The organism is Microcoleus sp., assembly GCF_049646505.1.
Lineage (GTDB): Bacteria > Cyanobacteriota > Cyanobacteriia > Cyanobacteriales > Microcoleaceae > Microcoleus.
The window spans coordinates 1-19,874 of sequence record NZ_JBARVX010000105.1 but is presented as its reverse complement, the minus strand read 5'-3'; the positions used below and the strand labels follow the sequence as shown (position 1 = coordinate 19,874).

Annotated in this window: 20 protein-coding genes; 12 read left to right on the top strand and 8 right to left on the bottom strand. The window is 45.4% G+C overall.

What is annotated here, in order from left to right; all coding sequences use genetic code 11:
* Positions 1-464 precede the first annotated feature (464 nt).
* Genes WBA89_RS06240 through WBA89_RS06225 form a run of 4 tightly spaced genes read right to left on the bottom strand, consistent with a single transcriptional unit; the run spans position 465 to position 4,002 of the window.
* The gene (locus WBA89_RS06240) at positions 465-1,505 is read right to left on the bottom strand and encodes an AI-2E family transporter (RefSeq protein WP_424404793.1); all 1,041 of its coding nucleotides are present in this window, start codon (positions 1,503-1,505) and stop codon (positions 465-467) included.
* 13 nt (positions 1,506-1,518) lie between these two features.
* On the bottom strand, positions 1,519-2,388 hold the full coding sequence (locus WBA89_RS06235; protein ID WP_424404791.1) for an HAD family hydrolase: 870 nt from the start codon (positions 2,386-2,388) through the stop codon (positions 1,519-1,521).
* 55 nt (positions 2,389-2,443) lie between these two features.
* Positions 2,444-2,581 carry a hypothetical protein gene (locus tag WBA89_RS06230; protein ID WP_424404789.1) on the bottom strand — a complete coding sequence of 46 codons (138 nt, stop codon included), beginning with the start codon at positions 2,579-2,581 and terminating at the stop codon, positions 2,444-2,446.
* A gap of 2 nt (positions 2,582-2,583) precedes the next feature.
* Positions 2,584-4,002: an Nramp family divalent metal transporter gene (locus WBA89_RS06225; RefSeq protein WP_424404787.1), complete on the bottom strand. Its 1,419-nt coding sequence runs from the start codon at positions 4,000-4,002 to the stop codon at positions 2,584-2,586.
* Between the two features lie 66 nt (positions 4,003-4,068).
* On the opposite strand from WBA89_RS06225, the gene WBA89_RS06220 reads away from it, so the two are divergent.
* The 8 genes from WBA89_RS06220 to WBA89_RS06185 all read left to right on the top strand — a co-directional run bounded on the left by WBA89_RS06220 (position 4,069) and on the right by WBA89_RS06185 (position 10,761).
* Entirely contained in the window at positions 4,069-4,209 is a 141-nt protein-coding gene (locus WBA89_RS06220; RefSeq protein WP_424404785.1) for a hypothetical protein, read from the top strand.
* Between the two features lie 576 nt (positions 4,210-4,785).
* On the top strand, positions 4,786-5,634 hold the full coding sequence (locus WBA89_RS06215; RefSeq protein ID WP_424404783.1) for a DUF1206 domain-containing protein: 849 nt from the start codon (positions 4,786-4,788) through the stop codon (positions 5,632-5,634).
* Positions 5,635-5,690: 56 nt separating this feature from the next.
* Positions 5,691-6,443, top strand: coding sequence for a hypothetical protein (locus tag WBA89_RS06210; protein WP_424404781.1), 753 nt, complete (start codon positions 5,691-5,693; stop codon positions 6,441-6,443).
* A gap of 45 nt (positions 6,444-6,488) precedes the next feature.
* On the top strand, positions 6,489-7,004 hold the full coding sequence (locus tag WBA89_RS06205) for a hypothetical protein (protein WP_424404779.1): 516 nt from the start codon (positions 6,489-6,491) through the stop codon (positions 7,002-7,004).
* A gap of 233 nt (positions 7,005-7,237) precedes the next feature.
* A complete protein-coding gene (locus tag WBA89_RS06200; RefSeq protein ID WP_424404777.1) occupies positions 7,238-8,278 on the top strand; it encodes a hypothetical protein in 1,041 nt (346 codons plus the stop codon).
* Between the two features lie 79 nt (positions 8,279-8,357).
* Entirely contained in the window at positions 8,358-8,975 is a 618-nt protein-coding gene (locus tag WBA89_RS06195) for a hypothetical protein (protein ID WP_424404775.1), read from the top strand.
* Between the two features lie 84 nt (positions 8,976-9,059).
* Positions 9,060-9,890: a hypothetical protein gene (locus tag WBA89_RS06190; protein ID WP_424404773.1), complete on the top strand. Its 831-nt coding sequence runs from the start codon at positions 9,060-9,062 to the stop codon at positions 9,888-9,890.
* A 301-nt stretch (positions 9,891-10,191) separates the two neighbouring features.
* On the top strand, positions 10,192-10,761 hold the full coding sequence (locus WBA89_RS06185; RefSeq protein ID WP_424404771.1) for a DUF3611 family protein: 570 nt from the start codon (positions 10,192-10,194) through the stop codon (positions 10,759-10,761).
* On the opposite strand, the gene WBA89_RS06180 is transcribed toward WBA89_RS06185, so the two are convergent.
* A complete protein-coding gene (locus tag WBA89_RS06180; RefSeq protein ID WP_424404769.1) occupies positions 10,742-10,930 on the bottom strand; it encodes a hypothetical protein in 189 nt (62 codons plus the stop codon). The two genes, WBA89_RS06185 and WBA89_RS06180, sit on opposite strands and share 20 nt — an antisense overlap.
* Positions 10,931-11,039: 109 nt before the next feature.
* Here WBA89_RS06180 and WBA89_RS06175 point away from each other — a divergent pair, with 109 nt between their 5' ends.
* From WBA89_RS06175 to cobO, 4 genes are all read left to right on the top strand, one after another.
* Positions 11,040-12,659 (top strand): alpha-amylase family protein, encoded by a 1,620-nt coding sequence (locus tag WBA89_RS06175; RefSeq protein WP_424404767.1) that lies wholly within the window; start codon positions 11,040-11,042, stop codon positions 12,657-12,659.
* Between the two features lie 88 nt (positions 12,660-12,747).
* Positions 12,748-13,044 carry a Uma2 family endonuclease gene (locus WBA89_RS06170; RefSeq protein ID WP_424404765.1) on the top strand — a complete coding sequence of 99 codons (297 nt, stop codon included), beginning with the start codon at positions 12,748-12,750 and terminating at the stop codon, positions 13,042-13,044.
* Positions 13,041-13,325, top strand: coding sequence for a Uma2 family endonuclease (locus WBA89_RS06165; protein WP_424404763.1), 285 nt, complete (start codon positions 13,041-13,043; stop codon positions 13,323-13,325). Before WBA89_RS06170 ends, WBA89_RS06165 begins: the two co-directional genes overlap by 4 nt.
* A 71-nt stretch (positions 13,326-13,396) precedes the next feature.
* Positions 13,397-14,023: a cob(I)yrinic acid a,c-diamide adenosyltransferase gene (gene cobO / locus WBA89_RS06160; protein ID WP_424404761.1), complete on the top strand. Its 627-nt coding sequence runs from the start codon at positions 13,397-13,399 to the stop codon at positions 14,021-14,023.
* Between the two features lie 287 nt (positions 14,024-14,310).
* Here the strand turns inward: cobO and WBA89_RS06155 are convergent, their stop codons facing one another.
* The 3 genes from WBA89_RS06155 to WBA89_RS06145 all read right to left on the bottom strand — a co-directional run bounded on the left by WBA89_RS06155 (position 14,311) and on the right by WBA89_RS06145 (position 19,232).
* Positions 14,311-16,848, bottom strand: coding sequence for a CHASE4 domain-containing protein (locus tag WBA89_RS06155; RefSeq protein WP_424404759.1), 2,538 nt, complete (start codon positions 16,846-16,848; stop codon positions 14,311-14,313).
* A 596-nt stretch (positions 16,849-17,444) separates the two neighbouring features.
* Positions 17,445-17,972, bottom strand: a complete 528-nt coding sequence (locus WBA89_RS06150) for a hypothetical protein (protein WP_424404757.1) — start codon at positions 17,970-17,972, stop codon at positions 17,445-17,447.
* A 255-nt stretch (positions 17,973-18,227) separates the two neighbouring features.
* The gene (locus WBA89_RS06145; RefSeq protein WP_424404755.1) at positions 18,228-19,232 is read right to left on the bottom strand and encodes an RNA polymerase sigma factor, RpoD/SigA family; all 1,005 of its coding nucleotides are present in this window, start codon (positions 19,230-19,232) and stop codon (positions 18,228-18,230) included.
* Between the last annotated feature and the right edge of the window lie 642 nt (positions 19,233-19,874).

Here is a 19,874-nt window from a genome sequence, read left to right as displayed (position 1 = left end):
CAGTCCTTGCAGGAGTCGTAAAGTTTTTTACCCCACCCCAACCCTCCCCTTATTAAGGGGAGGGAGTAAGAAATTCACAAATGATTTAGGATTGCTATACATATCAAGAGGGTGTAGGAAACCGGATAATTAAAATCAGGACTTTCAAGATAATTCGGCGGTTGAAACCGCGTCTACAAAAACGATGTCGGCCTGCGCCGACTAATTTATAAAGAATATCCAAAACCCGAATTTATACCATTTTTGTAAAGATGTGCTATGGATGATATCGTTTCCGCTTGCATCGGAATGATTTAACCGGCGCTAGAACACAGAGTACACAGAGTCCGAGAATATATATCTGAATCATTCTGATGCTACCGGATTTGATATGAAGTCTTAGCCCCCCCTTAATAAGGGGGGGTTGGGGGGGTAATATTTAGCGCTACTTTATAAAATTGGTATTAGTATAACATGACATCATTTCATGGTTTCCGCGAGGGAGCGGTTTCCCAGCGATCTAGTATATCTTTGATTAAAACTTCTTGCACCAAAGTTTGAGCAATAATCAAAATTGGCAGCGCTAGCAATAATCCTAAAAAACCCAATAAAGAACCAAATGCTCCCAACAAAGCTAAGGTGTATGCCGGGAGCAGGGACACTTGCTTTTCCATGATTATAGGTGTAACAAAATTGCCTTCTATTTGTTGAATTGCAAAATAAAGTAACAATACAGCACCTGCTTTTCCTGGAGAATCTAACAAAGCTAGGAGCATTGGTGGAACTGCGCTCAAAATCGCGCCAACATAAGGAATTAAAGCTAATAAAAATGCCAAGAATCCGTTAATAAAAGGCAGTTGCACTTGCAAGAGAAACAGACCCACAGTGGTCGTAATGCCAATAAAAGTCATGCTTAATGCAATTCCCGCCAACCAGCCCATTAAACTTTTTTCACACTCAGTCAGGATTTCATCGACTCGCTGGCGGTAAAAAGCGGGAAACAGGCTGATTATTACTCGGCGGTACGGCACGGGATTTACCACAAGCATAATTGTCAAAACGTTAACTAACAAGAAATTAATTACTAAACTGAAAGAGTTGGATAAAAATAGATAAATATTGGCAATTACCCACTCAGAAAAAGTTTGGATTTGTCTGCTTAAATCATCAAAATTGGGAGTATTATTTAATGCCCGTTCCGGCACTTTTCCTTGCAACCAGTTGCTCCACAGTCGCAGTTGTTCTATCCCTAGCGGGATAAGTTGAGTTAGCTCATCAAACTGAGAGTTGAGGCGCGTGAATATCAGGAAAATAAAAACAGATGAGAGCACCAGTACAATGCCAACTGTTAAAGCGATCGCCACTTCGCGCCTAGCACCAGACTGCTGCAATCTTCGCGCTAAACGGTTGAGAGCGATCGCTAAAATTACTGCAGTAAAAAACAGTAAAACTATCGCTCTAATTTTCCACAAAATATAGAACGAGACTACCAAAGCCAAAAAACCGACCCACTCTCCTAAACCCATAACATACACCCCTTTATTCACCAACACTTAACTGGAGCAGCGATATTTTTTTTGCTAAACTTTCTACAGCGAGAGTGAGCGATCGCATCAATTCCGAATCTTCACTGTATTCTGCAGAAGCCAAATTTATCACCCGCTGACTTTGGCTAATTTCTACTTCCCGACTCCAATCTTGTGCGGTACTATCTTTATAAACTCCCAGCGCTATTCCCTGTTGTTCGTTCAAAAGCGAAAAGCAAGGAATATCTGACGAACCGTCACCCACATAAATGACTTGCGTTAGCGGGACGTGCAATTCTTTCGCCGAAGCATCCCGATAAACAAAAGACTTTCCATCATCATCATCTTTGGGAGCGCTGTCAATGCCTTTAGCAAGTTGGAACAAATAGCGGGTTTTTTCTGTGTGAGTCACAAGTTTTTTGAGAAAATCAATCCCGCCATCTTTACCGTAAGAAAACTCGCAACCCCACATTGCTTTAAAATTAGGAGCGATGCAGTTATTGCGGGCAATTTCGACCATACCGCAGCTAATTAGATAAAATTCAACTTCTACTTTGGGGTTGATTGCACAAGCGCTTTGACGCAGGCGATCGAACATTTCCGTAACGCCATCAAAGGGCGCTAATTTTTTCCCAAAATTTGCTAGATATTCCTGGGTTATTTTGTTTTCTCGTCGCTTAGATTCCTCGATAATTGCGTAAAATCTGGCGAGAATCTTGTCCCAACCGCGATCGACTAAAGGTTGAATGCGATCGCGCCGAAACTGAAGCGAATCAATATCGAGGCTTTCTAACAGAGTATCGACGGTATCCGGGACAAGGGTATCGTCGAAGTCAAACACGACAGCGATATAGCTAGATAAAGGTTTGGTTGCAAGAGTCATAACAATTTGAAGGTGAAAGTTAACAAACAACAGCAACTTGATAGCTGCGATTTTCTCAATCTTGGAAAATAGTTTCCAAACAGGTAAAGTGGAGTCGGGCGGGTTTATTTAACCGATATGCAAGCTTTTTGACTGTTGGTGAACCCGCCGCTACATATCCGGGACGAATGCTGCAATATCTGAGAAAAGCCATCTTTAACTCCCCGTTCCGCCCGTTCCAATTAGCCCGGTGAGTTGTAAAAGATAGATAACCGCAAAGCCGGCAAAAAATATCCCTGCAGTTACCGTTCCACCCCAGATCAACTTCGAGGGCCGCAATTCATCGGGCAGCATTCGATGATTGACATAAAGGGTTAATCCAGTCACAATTGGAATGTGAGCTGCTTCAATGCCTCCAGCAATTTGTAACAAGGCAACGGGTTCGCCAAAAATCAGATAAATTGCAATTGGCAACACAGCTAACAGCCCTGCAATATAAAATCGCTGCAAAAATTTTTCATTCGTCCAACGATTCCGCACGCCAAATCCTTGCAGTAAAATTTGGGTACCGTCGGCAAACATCCGTCCAAAGCCGTCTTGGACAGAAAGCGTGGTGCTGCAAAAAGTAATAAAAACAATTGCCACCATAAACCAAAAGCCAAAAGGTCCCCAAAGGTCGCCTAGCAAACTACCCAAAATTTCTGCTACTTGCTGTTCTTTTGGCACTAATCCTTGGGGGCGCAACAACTCGCCACCGAGAATCAAAAAAGCAAGTGCGGCTAACAGCGCGCCCACCACTGCTAAGGTGTTGGAAAAACTCATTAAAGTCACCCAGCCCTGCAATTTTTTTGTTTCTTCGGGATCGATTTGACTAAAATCGAGGGGTTGTTCTTGTTTGAGAGAAGCAGCACCGTATCCTCTGGCTTCCACCCAATAGGAATACCACATCAATCCCGCAGCCCCTGCTAGCATAAAACCCAACCAAGGTAGAATTTCTTGATATTGCACGTCTGGAGGAATTTGAGGCACTAACCCCTCTGCCAGTTTTCGCAGGTTGGGAAAGACAAAAATTGCCGCGGCTACTACTGCCAAGGTGCGGCCGATACCGATAAATGAGGAAATTTTTTCGACAACTTCATACTGCCCCATAAATACAATTGCTGCTGTCACAGCGATAATAATCACCGTCCAAAGTTGAACGCTTCCTCCTGTTACTAGAATTAATGCTGTAGCGGCTGCACCTGCAAGTCCGGCAACCGTGGAAATTGCTACTACTAACTGCGGCAACAAAATCAGCCAAATCGTCCAATTTTTCGGGCCGGGAATTTGCTTGAAACCTTCTAAAATCGTCGCGCCCGTACAAACCGAAAACCGCCCGACTTCGTTGTTGATAAACCACTTGAGGATTACAGCCGCTAGCAGCGCCCACAACAGCGAGTAGCCGTAAAGTGCTGCAATTCGAGGTGTAAATAGTAACTCGCCAGAACCAGCAGCCGAAAGCATCCATAAAAAACTCGGCCCCAACCATTTAAATCGCTCCCAACCTTCTGGCGGCTGCGGAATTTGTCGATCGCTACCTTGACGCTGTTGGTTAGTTATTTGTGCAGAAGAAGTGTACTCGCTGTCTCTATTCATTGTTAGTGGTGCATTAGTAATTGGTCAAAACCGATCGGTTTACCCACGATTTATAATGAGGTTGAAATGGTGGATATTTATCTTCAGGTGCTTCACAGTTTGTTAGAACGACGCTTGCTGGTTGCTTTTACCCAAAGTCCGATTAAACTGAGATATTGCACCAATGCGATCGGGGGATTTTTCCTGGAGTCGGGCGCGTTTATTTAATTTATCTGCAAGCTTTAAGACTGTTGGTGAAAGGGCCCCTACAGGTTATTGATTATCGTGCAGCATTTGGGATTCAACCAAAGACAAGTACAAGTGCGATCGCCACTCTCAACTTGAGATTAAACTCAATGCCATATCTACTTGCATCATTGTGTCAGCGCCAAACCCACAGCTACTCTTTGCCAATTGTAACAGCATACCTACGTATGGGAAAGATTGTGCACAATTCAAGCAAATTGCCACAAATCTTACTTAAGATATATTGCCCGTACATTCAAGTTTTACATTATCCTACCTAAGATAGATTGTGCAGGTAACTCGACCAAGTAAACAGCACGGCGCGACTGCTGATTGGTCTACCTACATGGACGGATGCCAAAAATACCTAAATTTTATATATTAATAAATATAAAAATCATTTCTCTCAAAAAACTATTTTCAAGGACAATTTTTCATTTCTTGCTTGTCTTCTTACCAAAAATAGGTGAGCGATATGCTTCCGGCAGGCTGTGCGATCGCACTAAATTTATGAAAAGGCGGCTGGAATACCCAACTAATTCCCAAGTGTAGAAAAATATGACACGGCGCAACTCACCCACCGATAGCATTAAAGAACCCGTCCGGCGCGCCAGTGCTCAACCCTGGTTCGAGCGACTGGCAAGACTGGGATATGCCGCCAAAGGCTTAGTTTACTTTATAGTCGGTTTTCTCGCAGCACAAGCAGCTTTTGGATCTGGTGGCAAAACAACCGATACTAGCGGTGCATTAACCACAATTGTCTCCCAACCCTTCGGAAAATTCCTGCTGTTTCTGGTCACAATTGGTATTGTTGGGTACGTTTTGTTGCGGATTGTTCAAACCATTCTCGATCCGGAACACGCTGGCGAAAAAATGGATGCCAAGCGAATTGCGACGCGCATTGGGTACGCTTTTAGTGGATTAGCTTATGCAGGTTTGGCGGTGACTGCTGTCAAATTAATGACCGGTTCCGGCGGTAGCAGCGGCAATTCCACTCAAGATTGGACAGCTTGGTTTTTATCTCAACCTTTTGGGCAATGGCTGGTAGGGTTCGGAGGAGCAGTCACAATCGGTATCGGTTTTTCTTACATTTATAAGGCATTTAAAGGAAAATTTCGCCACAATTTCAAACTTCATGAAATGAGCAACAACGAGCAAACTTGGGCGGTGCGGCTGGGTAGGCTGGGGATTGCGGCTCGCGGTATTGTCTTCAGTATCATCGGTGTTTTCTTAATTCAAGCTGCCAAGCAATCGGATGCCAGTGAAGCTAAAGGATTTGGCGAGGCGCTGGCATCCCTGCAACAACAGCCATTTGGCCCGTGGATTCTGGGTTTAGTGGCTTTGGGTTTGATTTCCTATGGCATCTACTCAGTAATTGAAGCTCGTTACCGGCAAATTATGCACTGATAAAGTGGTAAAGATTTTAGGTACTGCATGAGCTTTTTTAACTGCTTTTTTTTGAAATGGTAATTGCAGCAGCGTTACGATCGCCTCCTAATACTTTAGCTTTATCCGCACTCATTGTTATTGGTTTAGTGCTGACACACCTATTTGCCGGTCAGTTACGGTTTACTTATATCCGTCGCAGTCGCTGGCTTTCAGCAGCGAGCGGGGTTTCGGTGGCTTACGTTTTTGTGCATATTCTGCCGGAATTAAATCAGCACCAAACGGTATTAGATCGACTAAACATAGGGGTAATTTCCTATTTAGAACACCACGTTTATCTAATAGCTTTGTTAGGTTTGATTGTCTTTTATGGACTGGAAAAAATTGCAAAAATATCCCGTCAAGGCCGCAAAGGTGAGGTCGCGAGTCCTGGAGTTTTTTGGCTGCACATTGCCTCTTTTTCTATTTACAACGCTCTGATTGGCTATCTGCTGCAGCATCGGGAAGAACCGGGCATTACCAATTTGCTGTTGTTTTCTTGTGCAATGGCGCTGCACTTTGTAGTGAACGACTTTGGTTTGCGGGAACATCATAAATATAGTTACGACCGCATCGGACGCTGGATACTGGCAGCAGCTATTATTGTGGGGTGGGTGTTAGGTAGCGCTACTGAGATTGGAAAACCTGCGATCGCAGTTTTATTTGCTTTTTTAGCCGGAGGAATTGTTCTCAACGTCCTCAAAGAAGAACTGCCAGAAGAACGAGAGAGCGGCTTTTGGGCATTTGCACTTGGTGCGGGAATTTACACCGCTATTTTGTTGGCTTTATAGAGGAATGAACGACGATGATTAGTACAAACTGGCGCGGCTATCGAGTTGCAGCTTGGGTGGGTTAGGCTTATTTTTACCAGCATCTGCGGTGTTTGTCGTGATGGAAGATCGCTGCCAGCGCTGTTTGATTTCCTGTTTGTGTTTGCTGCCTTGCTCAATGCTGGAGGCTGGGTTTTGGGACTGTTTTACCAGCAGGGGCCTTATGATGAAATTGTTCACGCCTTCACGATGTTTGCTGTGACTTTAGCATTGAGTTTTTTAGCCTACAGTTCAATGCTGACTATTTTTCGCGATCGCAAACTGCTATACTTGCTAACAATAACCAGTTTTGGGATTGCGATCGGTGCTTTGTGGGAAATTACTGAATGGACGGCCGGCATCGTTCTTTCTACCGAAGTGATTGGGAGTCTGCACGATACGATTGTTGATTTGATTATGGATAGTTTGGGTTCTGCAATAGCTGCCGCAACTAGCTTGTGGGCGCTGCAAGAATGGACGCGCCCCGGTGCGGCAGTTGAGAATCAAGCCTCGATCGCCAACAGCCCGAACGATCGCGCTTAACTCAAAGCAACACGGTCGGTTTTCCCGCGATCGTCCTTCATCGGATAGATATTTTCTTATTGCCTCCGACAGATGGCAACCTGTGGCTAGTTGAGGTTAAATAGATAGAGAAACAAAATTTTGAAAGATTGCAGAACACAGACAATCGACCTTTTGCGAAAGTCAATTTTCAATAATTTAAATTTTCTTCACATTACTGCAAGAGGCTGGTTGTTTCGATTTAGGAGGATTTTATGAAAATAAAATCATTTTCAACGGCAATTGGACTCGCTCTGTTGAGTTCAGTTACTTATTTACCGGGAATTGCCCGAGCTAATCCCAAACCCTCTATCCAAGTAGCTCAACAAAGAATCTTTGGTTCGGAGATCGACAGTTTTACCGCGTATCCAGTGCAGCGACTAGATCCGGGAACAGAAATCTTTTTCGTGCTGCGAGGAACTCCCTATTCTAGAGCTACTTTGACCATCCCAAATGCAGTGCAAAACCTGCCGATGCGGGAGGTTCGACCGGGAGTTTACGAGGCAAGCTACACGATCCGCCAGGGCGATCGAATTTCGGAAAATACAGCAGTGCGCGCAAATTTGCAACAAGGCAACCGCATCAGCAGCGCTCGCTTGCAACAACCTCTAGTTGCTGGTAATAGCGATCGCCCCTTTCAATCATTGTCTGTTGACCGCTTCAGCGCTCAATCCGTACAGCAGTTAGATCCGGGAACCACCCTCAATTTCAAATTGCTCGGCACTCCCAACGCTACAGCTACTTTCTCTATTGAAGGAGTTGCTTATAACATTCCCATGCGGGAAGAATCCAACGGCCTTTACACGGGGGAATACACGATCCGCAGCCAAGATTATTTCCCCCCTGCAGGCGCCACGGTTACTGCTAGCTTGCAGTCGGGAAATCAAGTTATTCGTTCCCGTTTAGATCGAGAGCTAGTTGCTGGCGATAATGGCAGTTCCAACACTGCCGAAATTCCGCTAGAAATTCTCACTCCAAGTGAAAATGCTCGCGTCAGCGGGACTGTGGAAGTAGAAGGACGCAGCGCCCCAAATGCCACAGTTAATGTCAAGGTTCAGGCTACCTCTTCGGTGGCAGGTTTGTTTGGGTTTGAACGAAATATCCTCGAACGCACAGTTAAAGCAGACGAAGAAGGCAAATTCAGCTTTGCTTTTAAGCCGAGCATTTCTCTACCCGGAACCCGATACGATGTGAATCTCAGTGCTAGCAGAGGCGATCGCACCAGCGAAGAAACTTTGGTACTGTTTCAAAATTGAGCGGTGACTCGCGACTATTTGCTAGCCCCAAACCTGGCAAACCCTCACTAAATTTGCAAGATTCCATCAGGAGATATCTATGTATCAACTAAATCGCTGGAAAAAAACGCCAGGGATATTACAAATCATTTCTGGAAGTTTATTAATCGCGCTGCCAACCGCTCCTCTTGTGGCATCAGCAGCTCCCGTTCCTAGACTCAACTCCTGTCCTGGCATTTACTATGAAGAACCTTTTAACACTAATGTTCGGGTTCCTCAAGGATGCCGGTCTAATGCTGCAAATCAAAGATTGAACCAGCAAGAGTTGGGTCAAAATATCGTTCCTCCCGCGAGGCCAACGAATGTTACGCAACCACCTTTGCCAGAAACAAGACAGACACCGATTGCCACTATAATGCCAATGGCGGGTGAGGTGAGCGTGAAATTAACAAACAGCACAAATGCCCCGATTTCCTATCAAGCGATCGGGCATACTGAATCCCGAATGCTAGCGCGCGGAGCAGAAATTGTCCTGCAAAATCTACCAACGCCTGTGACTGTCACAGTGGTGCGCGCAGATGGAGGGCTGCTGAAAGTTAAACCCATGTCTAGTTCTGAAAAAGGGATGCTAGAAGTTTCAATAGATGAAACGAGTAACTTTGATGGCAATCAAGGGGTTTTAAGAATTCAATCTGACGGTCAAGTGTTTTTGAATTAGGCAATAAAAAGACCCGATTTTGAAGAAAAAAAACTCTCTAGTTTCACCAACCAAACAAACAGAAAAAATCAAGGAGATTTTCCAATGGTTAACAATCGTTTAAACAATTTAACTCAAAAGGTGCGCCATTCTCGGGGAGGAGCGATCGCCCTCGCACTAGCAGCAGTTACCCTGCTTCCGGCTTGTTCTACCCCGCAGCGCGAAGCTACCGCACCTGCAACGCCCGGAACGGTTGCGACGACAACTGAGAATGTAGTGGATAAAACAGCACAATTGCTCGGTAAAACTGTCACAGTTAGAAGCAAACCAATCAATAAATTGGGCCCTTCAACCTTTACAGTTAGCGATCAGAAGTTTTTTGGCAGCCAAACGATTTTGGTGGTCAATGCCACAGGCAAGCCTTTTGTGCTGCCGGCTGAAGCAGGCCAAGATGTTCAAGTAACCGGAACAGTTCGCAATTTTGTGTTTGCGGATATTGAGCGCGAGTACAAATTAGGCTTAGAGCCAAACGCTTACGCCGAGTACGAAACTAAACCCGCGATCATTGCACAATCGATGGCGCTATCCCCCACACCGGGGGAACTCACCTCAAATCCCCAAAAATACTACGGCAAAACCCTGGCGGTAAGCGGTGAAGTCGAAAACATCAGAAGTTCAAACTCGTTCACCTTGGATGAAGAAAAATTAATTGGGGGAGAAGATTTGTTAGTGATCCACACCGTTCCGCAACCAAGCATGAAACAAGGTGAGAAGGTTGCCGTAACCGGCGTACTGCGTCAGTTTGTCGTCGCCGAACTCGAGCGGGACTACGATTTGCAATGGGATTTGACCTTGAAGCAGAAGCTAGAAGCCGAGTATACCAACAAACCCGTGTTAGTTGCTACAGGGGTGTATCCCTCAGCCATTCCTGAGTAAGCAATATACCTCTCCAACAATTCTTGTGGAACAGGCTCAGTGCCTGTTCTTTACAAGCTTTTGGAGGAGAAGTATAATAGCTAATATCAATTCTAAAAAAGTTGGCAACAGTTTTTGTAGGGGCGGGTTCACCCAGATCCGTTATCGAAACCAAAATATTAAAAAACCCGCCCTTAAGACTATTGCAAAAATTGGGAGAATTAGTATAACCGCAAGGCGACCGCTTGCGCCGGAAAGACAAGCAGAACCTCTTTTTCGCCTCGTTTATTTTGAAAATCCATTCAGCAATAAGGTGTATAAAATGAATGAACCAGAATCCTTGTCGGAACCCTTAGCCAAAACCCAATTCGTCGAAACTTTTCGCTTGTTCAGTCGATTTAGCTTCTGGATACAGTTATTTTTTGGTGCTGTTTCCGGCATTGTTTTATTATTTGCGATGTTAGGCCGCAACATGAGCGAACAAGCCAATAATAATGCAGGTATTGGTTTCGGGGTAATTTTAGCGCTAGTTGGTCTTTTATTGCTGTCCTTTAGAATTTTTTGGGATTTTCGCTATCGGCTTTTAGGCAGACTTTTGCACGCCGAAAATTCCCAGGTATATCCCAGCCAACAGCATATTACTCGCACCTTAAGGATTGGATTAATTTCAAGTTTGGTGGGGGTATTAATTGCCTTTGTTGCTTCTGAAGAAACAGTTGGTGTAGTCCTAGCTAAAACTCTCAGTCAACCGCAAGCCCTCGCAGCTTATACGCCAGAAAACGTGATTCGTTCCCTAGATATTTTTGTGATGCTGGCAAACGTCAATTTGATTGGCGCTCACTTTTTTGGAGCTGTTACTTCTCTGAGTTTACTCAATTGGGTAGAGGAGTAGTTTGCAGCACGCGGGCGATCGCCAAAAGCAAGCACAGTTCCTCTGTCGCCAGGACTGACAAGGGCTGGTATATGTGAACTAATATTTGTAGCTGTGCTGTCTTGCTTGGCGAAAAAGAGCGAAGACAGCGCGACTGCAAGCCAAACAAGTTGCCTGTTTGGACGAACATCTAATCTGAAATTAGCAGCGATCGCTCCAGCTCAAAATAATCAGCTTAGAAATGTATTTAAATGTGTTTAAATGTATTTTATTGATTAAATTATAGGAAATTTACTGCAATGCAAGACCTTTGGTATAAAGACGCAATTGTCTACTCCCTTGATGTTGAAACCTTCATGGACTCGAACGGCGACGGTGTAGGCGACTTTCAGGGACTTACCAACAAGCTAGATTATTTATCAGGACTGGGAATTACTTGTTTGTGGTTGTTGCCGTTTTATCCTTCCCCTAACCGCGACAACGGTTACGATGTGATGGATTACTGCAACATTGACCCGCGACTGGGAACTCTGGGAGATTTTGTCCAGTTCATGCACGAAGCAGCGGAACGAGGAATTCGCGTACTGATCGATTTAGTAGTAAATCATACGTCCGACCAACATCCCTGGTTTGTTGCAGCGCGAAGCGATGAAAATTCCAAGTATCGCAATTACTATGTGTGGTCAAAAAATCCACCCAAAACCGATCCGAGTAAGCTAGTGTTTCCCGATGCCGAGGACAGTATTTGGGAGTACGACGAACAAGCAAACTCTTACTATTTGCATCACTTCTATAAAGAACAGCCAGATTTGAATATTACCAATTCGGCGGTACGAGAAGAAATCTGCAAAATTATGGGTTTCTGGCTAGAACTGGGAGTGTCTGGATTTCGGATTGATGCTGTTCCCTTTTTAATTAAAGAAACTGACACCGAAGGTACAAGCCCCGATGACCTGCGATGTTTCTTGGAAGAAATGAGAGAATTTGTGTCATCGCGTCAGGCTGATGCAGTTTTGCTGGCAGAAGCAAATGTCGCACCCGATCGCATTCCAGTCTACTTTGATAAGGGCGACAGAATGCACGTCCTGTTCAACTTTTTGTTGAACCAACATCTGTTTTTAGCCCTAGCGCGTCAAGAATCCACAGCCCTGCGCGATGGACTAAAAATCTTACCGAATATTCCTCCTATTTGTCAGTGGCTGAATTTTGTGCGCCACCACGATGAACTGACATTAGACCGCATTTCTTCATCGGAACGAGAGGAAATTTTTGCAGCATTCGCCCCCGATGAAACGATGCAAATTTTCGGGCGCGGGATTCGCCGCCGCTTACCGCCGATGATGGGAAATGACCGTTGCCGGATCGAACTAATCTACAGCTTGCTGTTCACTTTGCCCGGTACACCAATGCTGCGCTACGGCGAAGAAATTGGCATGGGAGATGACCTTTCGCTGGAGGGTCGAAACAGCGTCCGCACGGTGATGCAGTGGTCAGATGCGCCGAATGGCGGCTTCTCGACGGCTGCAACTGAGGCCCTTGCCAGACCTGCGATCGCCGACGGAGAATACGGTTACAAAAAGGTCAATGTCGCCGCCGCGCAGCGCGATCCCAACTCATTAATTAACTGGATGGATCGTGCAATCCGCATCCGCAAGCAATGTCCTGAGTTCGGTAGGGGAAAATGGCACGTTCTCGAAATCGACTCTCCCTCGGTTTTTGCCCACTCCTGCGACTGGGAAGGCAGGACGGTTATTGCTGTCCACAATCTAGCTGACAAACCTTGCACGGTTACGCTCAAATCTAACGAATATACCAATTTGTGCGATTTATTTGGCGATCGGCAGTATGAATCTCTCGATGCCGACTCGCCCTCTATTCCCTTACAAGCTTACGGCTATCGCTGGTTCCGAGTCAATTAAATCTTAGACAAATCCTGATTGTTCAATATTCGGATTAGTTCGCGGATTTCCCAGGCGGCTGCCACCAAATCAACCAACAAATAATACCATGCTAGCAGTTACCATTAATTTTGAGGCGATCGCCCAAATCACCGACGACCAATTTTATCAACTGTGTCGCGAAAACCCCGATGTCAAATTTGAACGCAACGCCAAAGGAGAAATAATCGTTATCTCACCCACGGGAGGAGAAACCGGAAGCAGCAATTCAGAAATTAATGCAGATTTTGTGATTTGGAACCGACAAACCCAACTGGGAGTTTTTTTCGATTCTTCAACTTGTTTCAAACTCCCCAGCGGTGCAAATCGTTCTCCCGATGTTTCTTGGATTAAAAAAGAAAGGTGAGATGCACTTACTGCCGAACAAAAACAAAAATTTCCTCCCATCGCCCCAGATTTTTTATTAGAGTTAATGTCGCCCACAGACAGTCTCAAAGATACTCAAGAAAAAATGCAAGAAACATAAATAACCAAGTAAAATTAGGTTGGTTAATCGATCGCAAAACCTGCCGAGTGGAAATCTACCGTCAAGGACAAGAACAAGAAGTTGTAGAATCTCCGGCAGAACTTTCAGGAGAAGATATTTTGCCCGGTTTCGTGCTAAACTTGCAAGCACTTTGGGCGTAACTAGAAATCCTGCATCTATCAGCGTTTATTGGCGTTCATCTTTTGCATTCATCTGCGGTAAAAAAAATCCAATGGAAACCAATACAGAAACAAATTCCCTAACAGCCGAACAGCACAAACAGAAAATGCAGCGCCGGCAAGAAGTTCAGGCGCAGCGAATTGCCAGCGCCGCCGAAGACAAAGGTTTGATAATTGTCAACACGGGTAACGGTAAAGGCAAAACTACGGCTGCTTTGGGCATGGTTTTGCGATCGCTCGGTCACGGATACCGCGTCGCCATAGTACAATTTATCAAAGGAGCTTGGGAACCCGCAGAAAAAGCCGTTTTTGAAATGTGGGAAAAACAGCTAGAATTTCATGCAATGGGTGAAGGTTTTACCTGGGACACGCAAGACCGCGATCGAGATATCGCAACAGCTCAAAAAGCCTGGGAAAAATCCCTAACTTTTATCTGCAATCCCGAATTTAAATTAGTGCTGCTAGATGAAGTTAATATAGCATTAAAACTGGGTTATTTGCAACTCGAGCAAGTTCTCTCCGGGTTAGAACAAAAACCAGAAGAAACTCATGTTATTTTAACAGGTAGAGGCGCTCCGCCAGAATTAATTGAACGGGCAGATTTGGTTACCGAAATGACTTTAGTTAAGCATCCATTTCGAGAACAAGGGATTAAAGCTCAAGCTGGTATTGAATATTAATATGGTTCGCAGTGCGTCTTAGGAGCGAAAACTTAATAACTTAAACACCTCCTGCAGTCCTCTCTCCTGTAAGTTGCTTTTCTCAAAGGAGGCAGAGCCTCCGGATCTGCATTACCAGGCAGAGCCTGGTAACGAGCAAAAGAATGCAACAGTGTTCTTGTCCCCCCCGCAATGCAGCGGGGGGGCTAGGGGGGGTCGAAGAGTGTTGCACGATTTTAGAAACACTCAACACTCAACACTCAACACTCAACAGTCAACCGGAATTCATATCAAATATCAAATATATCCTATGCCGGCAACATAAGAGTAAAAGTTGAACCCTTGCCAAACTCGCTATTCACTGTAATTTCTCCCCCCAACATCTCAGAGTATTTCTGTGCTATTGCTAAACCCAAACCCGTGCCTCCGTACTTGCGGGTAGTCGAAGCATCAGCTTGTGTAAAAGGTTGAAATAACTTTTGTAGCTGTTCGGGAGTCATCCCAATTCCGGTATCCGTACACTTAAAAATAAACTGTTCAGCATCCAAATTATGCTCATCATTTTTAATTCTTTCCACGCTGAGTGTAATTGTTCCTTTCTCGGTAAACTTAGCTGCGTTGCTGAGCAAGTTAAACAAAATTTGAGTAAACTTAATTTTATCCGAATGCAATTCGCCAATATTATTAGGACACTCAACATTTAGGTAATTGTTGTTTCGCAAAAATAGCGGCTGAACAGTTTTTGCTACATCTCGAACTGCGGCGTACAGGTCAAAAGTTCTGAATTCAAGCTCCACGTGACCGGCTTCTATCTTCGACAAGTCCAGAATATCATTAATTAATCTCAGTAAATGCTGACCTGAACTGTGAATTCTCTCCAAATCAGATACAAAATCTTCCTCGCCCAAATCTAAAGCCTCTTCTTGCAGAATTTCGCTGTAGCCGATAATTGCATTTAGAGGAGTTCGCAGTTCGTGGCTCATGTTAGCCAAAAACTGACTTTTAGCGAAATTAGCTGCTTCTGCTGCTTCCTTTGCCTTGTACAGTTCTGCCTCGGCTTGCAAGCGGTTGGTTACGTCGTGAGCCATAACTAATTCAGCATTTCTGCTATCAAATATTAGGGCATACGAAGTAATTTCTACATCAATAATTGTGCGGTCTTTTTTCTGGTGCTGCCACAGGCTGGCAACATCAATATCAGGATCTGCTTGAGATATATTTTCTAGCAATCTTGGCAGCTCTTGGGGCAGGCAAATGTCTGCAACGCTCATGCTGAGAAATTCGTCGCGACTGTAGCCGTAGTGGTGGATAGCAGCTTGATTGACGGCTATAAATTCCAGAGTTTCTAAGTCGTAAACCCACATCGGATGGGGGTTGTTTTTAAACAAAAGTCTGTAGCGTCTTTCCGAGGCTCGCAGTTCGGCTTCGACTTGCTTGCGCTCGGTAATGTCGCGGACAACTGTGCAAATAATCTCGCGTCCGCCGTAGGAAATCACGCTGGCGTTTACTTCTACGTCTACGCAGGAACCGTCTCGGCGCTGGTAGAGAACTTCGCCCATTTTGAATTGTTTGTTCGCCAGCAGGGACTCGATGTTGCTGTCAATTAGGTCTTTGGAGTAGGTGACGATATTGTAAATACTCAGTTGCGATATTGCTTCTAGGCTGTAATCGAGCAAGTTTCTAAATGCTGTATTGGCTTCTAAAAGGCGTTTGGTTTGAGCGTCCCACAGGAAGATGCCATCTGTAGCTTGCTCGACTACGGCTCGGTAACGGGCTTTTTCTTCAAGTTGTTCGTTTTCGGCGCTGGCGATCGCCCCGAGCATTCCATTGATAGTATGGGCAAGGTCGGACAACTCGTCTTCGCCCGTCACCGGCAGCCGCACCGAGAGGTTTTGGCTGCTGCTGACGCGATTCACTGCTTTCGCCAAACTGCTCAACCGAGACAGCACCAGATACTCTAGCAGCAGCAGAGTGCAGCCGATAAACCCTATTCCCGCTAACACTACAGACACCAGCAGGTACAGCAAACTAATTTGACCTTGGCGGTAGATTTCTCTGGGTATATCAACTCGCAGCAGCAGGGCGGGTCGATCGTAAATATCCCGGATTAGGGCGTAACCTGCCATCAAATCTTCGCTGACACGGCGCACCAAAATCGGTTTTTTCCCCGACAGTTTCTCCCGCGCTTCCACAAAGTCAGCAGGTAACTGAGCCTCATTAACGCTCCGTACAGTCAGAGGCAAGCGAGTAATTTTAGAAATCCTGGCAATTGCCGCAGCATCCAAATTGCGCCCGAATATCAGCGTGCCTCGAATCGGGCCGGTGTTTTTTGTAGTAACAATTGGTCGGGAAGTAATCAGTATCGGCCCTGACGGTAGCAGCAGGATACCGGCGAGGCTGCTGTTGACGTTGGGGTGCTGCAACAGCGGGTCGCTGAGAGAAATGCGCTGTTTTAATGCTTCTGGAACAGGCGTTAGTTTCACCTTTTGGCTGTCAAAACCCGTACCGTAAACTATTTTGCCAGAAGTATTGACAAATACGGCTAGATTAACTCTCACATTAGCGAGTCCTTCGGGAATCAAATTTGAGGCGATGAATTCTTTGTTACCGTTTTGGATGAAAGCGTAGTTGTCGTCCCAGGCCGACCAGTCGGCAAAGCGCGAGTTGAAGTCATTTGCGGTTTGCCCGAACACGTTGAGCACTCCCTTGACAACCTGTGTGGCTTCTTGTTCTTCTGCTTTGACAAGGCTGCCCAAAAGGATGCTTGAAGAGGCGGCATATAGAATGCCAGTCAGTCCAGCGATGGTAAGGCCAACTATTGATAGTGTTTTCCGACGCAGTTTCATCTTGCCGAGTGTGTGGTGTCTGTCTGAAATTCAGGGTTCGAGAGCAATAAAATTGCTGTTTGCTGAACCCTGACGGATGGGGCGGCTCCGTCTGCCGTCCGAGAGTGTTGAGTTGTAGGGTGCGTCAGAGGCTGACATTTTCTCCGGTATTTGTTGTTTTTTGTTTGACGCACCCCAGCAATGCCTTCTTAAGCAGTATACAGCTAACACCTGCTGGCTTCCGGCACGGAGATCGGGCCTGGTTTGCGGCGATCCAATATCTTGGTTCAAACGGGAAAATCCTCTAAGAAACGACGTTGGGTTGGGACTCTCTTACTCGAAAAATCCGCTTTGTTTCAGTTCGCTGTACTCGATCGAGCTAGAGAATCGCGCGGGTATTGGTTGAAGAAGCCTGCTTTTTGGGACAATTGACAGGTTCTTTCGCGCAGCATTTAGGATTAAACCGGGCTTCGAGATTGTTTTTCCAGCAGGCTGATTTGTACTTCGCCCCAATTTTTAATACCAGTTACCACAAAGAATGCGGATGCAGACAATCTCCAAAGCTTTCATCGGTCATTTCCTATTTTTTAATCGCCAACCGGCAATCGAAAATAATCTTAGTTTCCCCACACTTGCTGTTTGTGAGCTTCCTTGCAAATATCCAAAATTCGCCGATCGTTGTTGCTGACGGCGGAAATTTGGTGATACTGTTGCAGGTTTACGGAGTAGGGAGAGCTGCTAGAGCTGCTGCCGTCGTAACTGTCCACTACTGTTAAATTTAACTGAGTTCTGTCTAGATTGCCGTAAAAACAGTAAAAAGCAGACAGAGGCAGGTAAAAAGCACCAATTACTTTACTCTGCCTCATTTCAAATACAAAATATTCTTTTTTTATTTCATCTGGCTTGCTGGACTGTCCGTAGAGGTAAGTACCGTCTGCTAAACCTGTAAATGCTGTATCTGGCTGGGGATTTGCGGGGGATTGGGAGATGGAAATGCCGGATTTGATGTCCGAGCGTCCGGGCCCGCGCGAGGGCAATCCGATGCTGAAGTTACCGGGCCAGAGGGCAAGGGCGATCGCCAGACCTTGTACACCGCTTGTTAATATCAAATAAGTTAAAACCACTGGCTGGCCCCAAATTTTCAAATAGCTGCCTCGAAGCAAGTCTTGTAACAGTTTCAAAAAGCTTGTAAAGACACCGGGTATTTGGCTTAACGCGGGCTATTAACTTGAAGTCTCGATCGCCCGCCCGGTTCCTGAACTCTCATCTAAAATTAGTTTTGATAAATTTTGCGATCGCCCCATTGCGCGATCGACCTTTCAAATAAAAACATCATTACCAGCAGCACCTATAGGAAAAAAGAGTTGAGATTTTGGGGAAATTCTCAACTCTTTGAGTCACTAACTAGCCAAGTATTCTCTGACTTGAGATTGGCGCCGCCGCAGGTGGGCGAGGGCTTGATGTTCTAGCTGCCGCACCCGTTCGCGGCTGAGATTGAGCCGTTCTCCAACTTTCGCCAGCGACATTTCGGTGCCGTCTTCCAAACCGAAGCGCAGAACAATTACATCTCGCTGCTGCGGGGTAAGTTCTGAGATCAAAGTATTCAGGTCTTGCCGCAGCAATTCCGAGGTAATGTAGTTATCTGGAGATGCAGTTTCGTCTTCTAAGAGTTCTTGCAGTTCTGTATCTTGGTTGTCTCCTACCCGCAAGTCCAAAGAAACTGGATGTCTTGCCATCAGCAGGTATTCCCGAATTTGGGAAGGGTGCAGTTCCAAGGCAGAGGCAATTTCTGCGGGGGAGGGAGAACGGCCCAACTGCTGGGTGAGTTCCCGCTGCACTTTTTTGATTTTGTTGAGTTTTTCGGTGATGTGAATTGGCAATCGAATGGTGCGGGCGTGTTGGGCGATCGCGCGGGTGATTGCTTGGCGAATCCACCAGTAGGCGTAGGTAGAAAACTTGTATCCCCGCATCGGGTCAAATTTTTCTACTCCTCGTTCTAAACCGAGGGTGCCTTCTTGAATTAAATCCAAGAATTCCATGTTGCGTTTCTGGTATTTTTTGGCGATCGCCACTACTAAGCGCAAATTCGCTTCAATCATCTTTTTCTTGGCGCGCCGCCCCAACTGCAAGATCCTGTTCAGTTCAGCTTCTGTCAACTCCATTTCGGCAGCCCACTCTTGCTGAGTGAGTTCCCGCTGCCATTCTTTAGCCAGTGCTTGTTTGGCTTCGATTAATTTCATCATTTGCTGTACCTGCTTGCCGAAAATAATCTCTTCTTCTCGGGTTAGCAGGGGTACTCGACCGATTTCGTGCAGATAGGTACGAACCGTATCCGTTGAGGAGTATGGCCGACTGCTTGTGCGATCGGCTTTCACTGTTTTGGTTTTAGGGGTTGTAGTGGACATGGGTGAGTTTTGCACTCCTTGTAACAACAGATAAAAAGTTGGTGATACCCTGTCCCACTCTTGTAAGTGGGATCGAGACTGCGAAAGAGGGGATATTACCCCCTCCTGTTTATCGGTGACGATCGGTAGAAGCTTGTTGTGTGGGATTAATTTTGTGCTTGATTTTCTAGTAATCCCCGTCGATTTTCCGTAAATTGCTAGCTTTAACAGCTTGTTCCGGCGAAGTGAATTTAAGTTTACTTTACTCAATATTATTCCAAATTTTGAGGTTCGTAAAGGCTAAAAACCTCTGTCTTAAGGTCAAGATTCTAGATTTTTCCTTAAGGTTTTCAATTCCTTGCTAGTTTTAACTGCAACTCAACTTCACAATACTCATGCAAACATACTCATACAAACAGACTCATGCAATTCGAGGGCTTTTTTTTGCTCTCTGTTCTATCATCGCTTGAATTTTTCTCCCTGCCTAGATGGTGCGATGCGAGATAACCGAACTCGATCGCCGTATTCGCTGCAACTTACCATTTAAAATTTTTCTTGACATTTGCGATAAAATATGCTATGCAAATTATACGTTGAGTGAGTAAGGTGTATAAAAAGTAACTGTTGGGCATTGAAATTTACAATTTAAATGCCATATTCCCC

Coding starts and splice junctions, on each gene's coding strand:
- WBA89_RS06240 (WP_424404793.1), bottom strand. CDS start 1,505: ATGGGTTTAGGAGAGTGGGTCGGTTTTTTGGCTTTGGTAGTCTCGTTC.
- WBA89_RS06155 (WP_424404759.1), bottom strand. CDS start 16,848: ATGAAACTGCGTCGGAAAACACTATCAATAGTTGGCCTTACCATCGCT.
- WBA89_RS06175 (WP_424404767.1), top strand. CDS start 11,040: ATGCAAGACCTTTGGTATAAAGACGCAATTGTCTACTCCCTTGATGTT.
- cobO (WP_424404761.1), top strand. CDS start 13,397: ATGGAAACCAATACAGAAACAAATTCCCTAACAGCCGAACAGCACAAA.
- WBA89_RS06210 (WP_424404781.1), top strand. CDS start 5,691: ATGGTAATTGCAGCAGCGTTACGATCGCCTCCTAATACTTTAGCTTTA.
- WBA89_RS06230 (WP_424404789.1), bottom strand. CDS start 2,581: ATGGCTTTTCTCAGATATTGCAGCATTCGTCCCGGATATGTAGCGGCG.
- WBA89_RS06170 (WP_424404765.1), top strand. CDS start 12,748: ATGCTAGCAGTTACCATTAATTTTGAGGCGATCGCCCAAATCACCGAC.
- WBA89_RS06195 (WP_424404775.1), top strand. CDS start 8,358: ATGTATCAACTAAATCGCTGGAAAAAAACGCCAGGGATATTACAAATC.
- WBA89_RS06190 (WP_424404773.1), top strand. CDS start 9,060: ATGGTTAACAATCGTTTAAACAATTTAACTCAAAAGGTGCGCCATTCT.
- WBA89_RS06145 (WP_424404755.1), bottom strand. CDS start 19,232: ATGTCCACTACAACCCCTAAAACCAAAACAGTGAAAGCCGATCGCACA.
- WBA89_RS06220 (WP_424404785.1), top strand. CDS start 4,069: ATGGTGGATATTTATCTTCAGGTGCTTCACAGTTTGTTAGAACGACGC.
- WBA89_RS06235 (WP_424404791.1), bottom strand. CDS start 2,388: ATGACTCTTGCAACCAAACCTTTATCTAGCTATATCGCTGTCGTGTTT.
- WBA89_RS06215 (WP_424404783.1), top strand. CDS start 4,786: ATGACACGGCGCAACTCACCCACCGATAGCATTAAAGAACCCGTCCGG.
- WBA89_RS06185 (WP_424404771.1), top strand. CDS start 10,192: ATGAATGAACCAGAATCCTTGTCGGAACCCTTAGCCAAAACCCAATTC.
- WBA89_RS06200 (WP_424404777.1), top strand. CDS start 7,238: ATGAAAATAAAATCATTTTCAACGGCAATTGGACTCGCTCTGTTGAGT.
- WBA89_RS06225 (WP_424404787.1), bottom strand. CDS start 4,002: ATGAATAGAGACAGCGAGTACACTTCTTCTGCACAAATAACTAACCAA.
- WBA89_RS06180 (WP_424404769.1), bottom strand. CDS start 10,930: ATGTTCGTCCAAACAGGCAACTTGTTTGGCTTGCAGTCGCGCTGTCTT.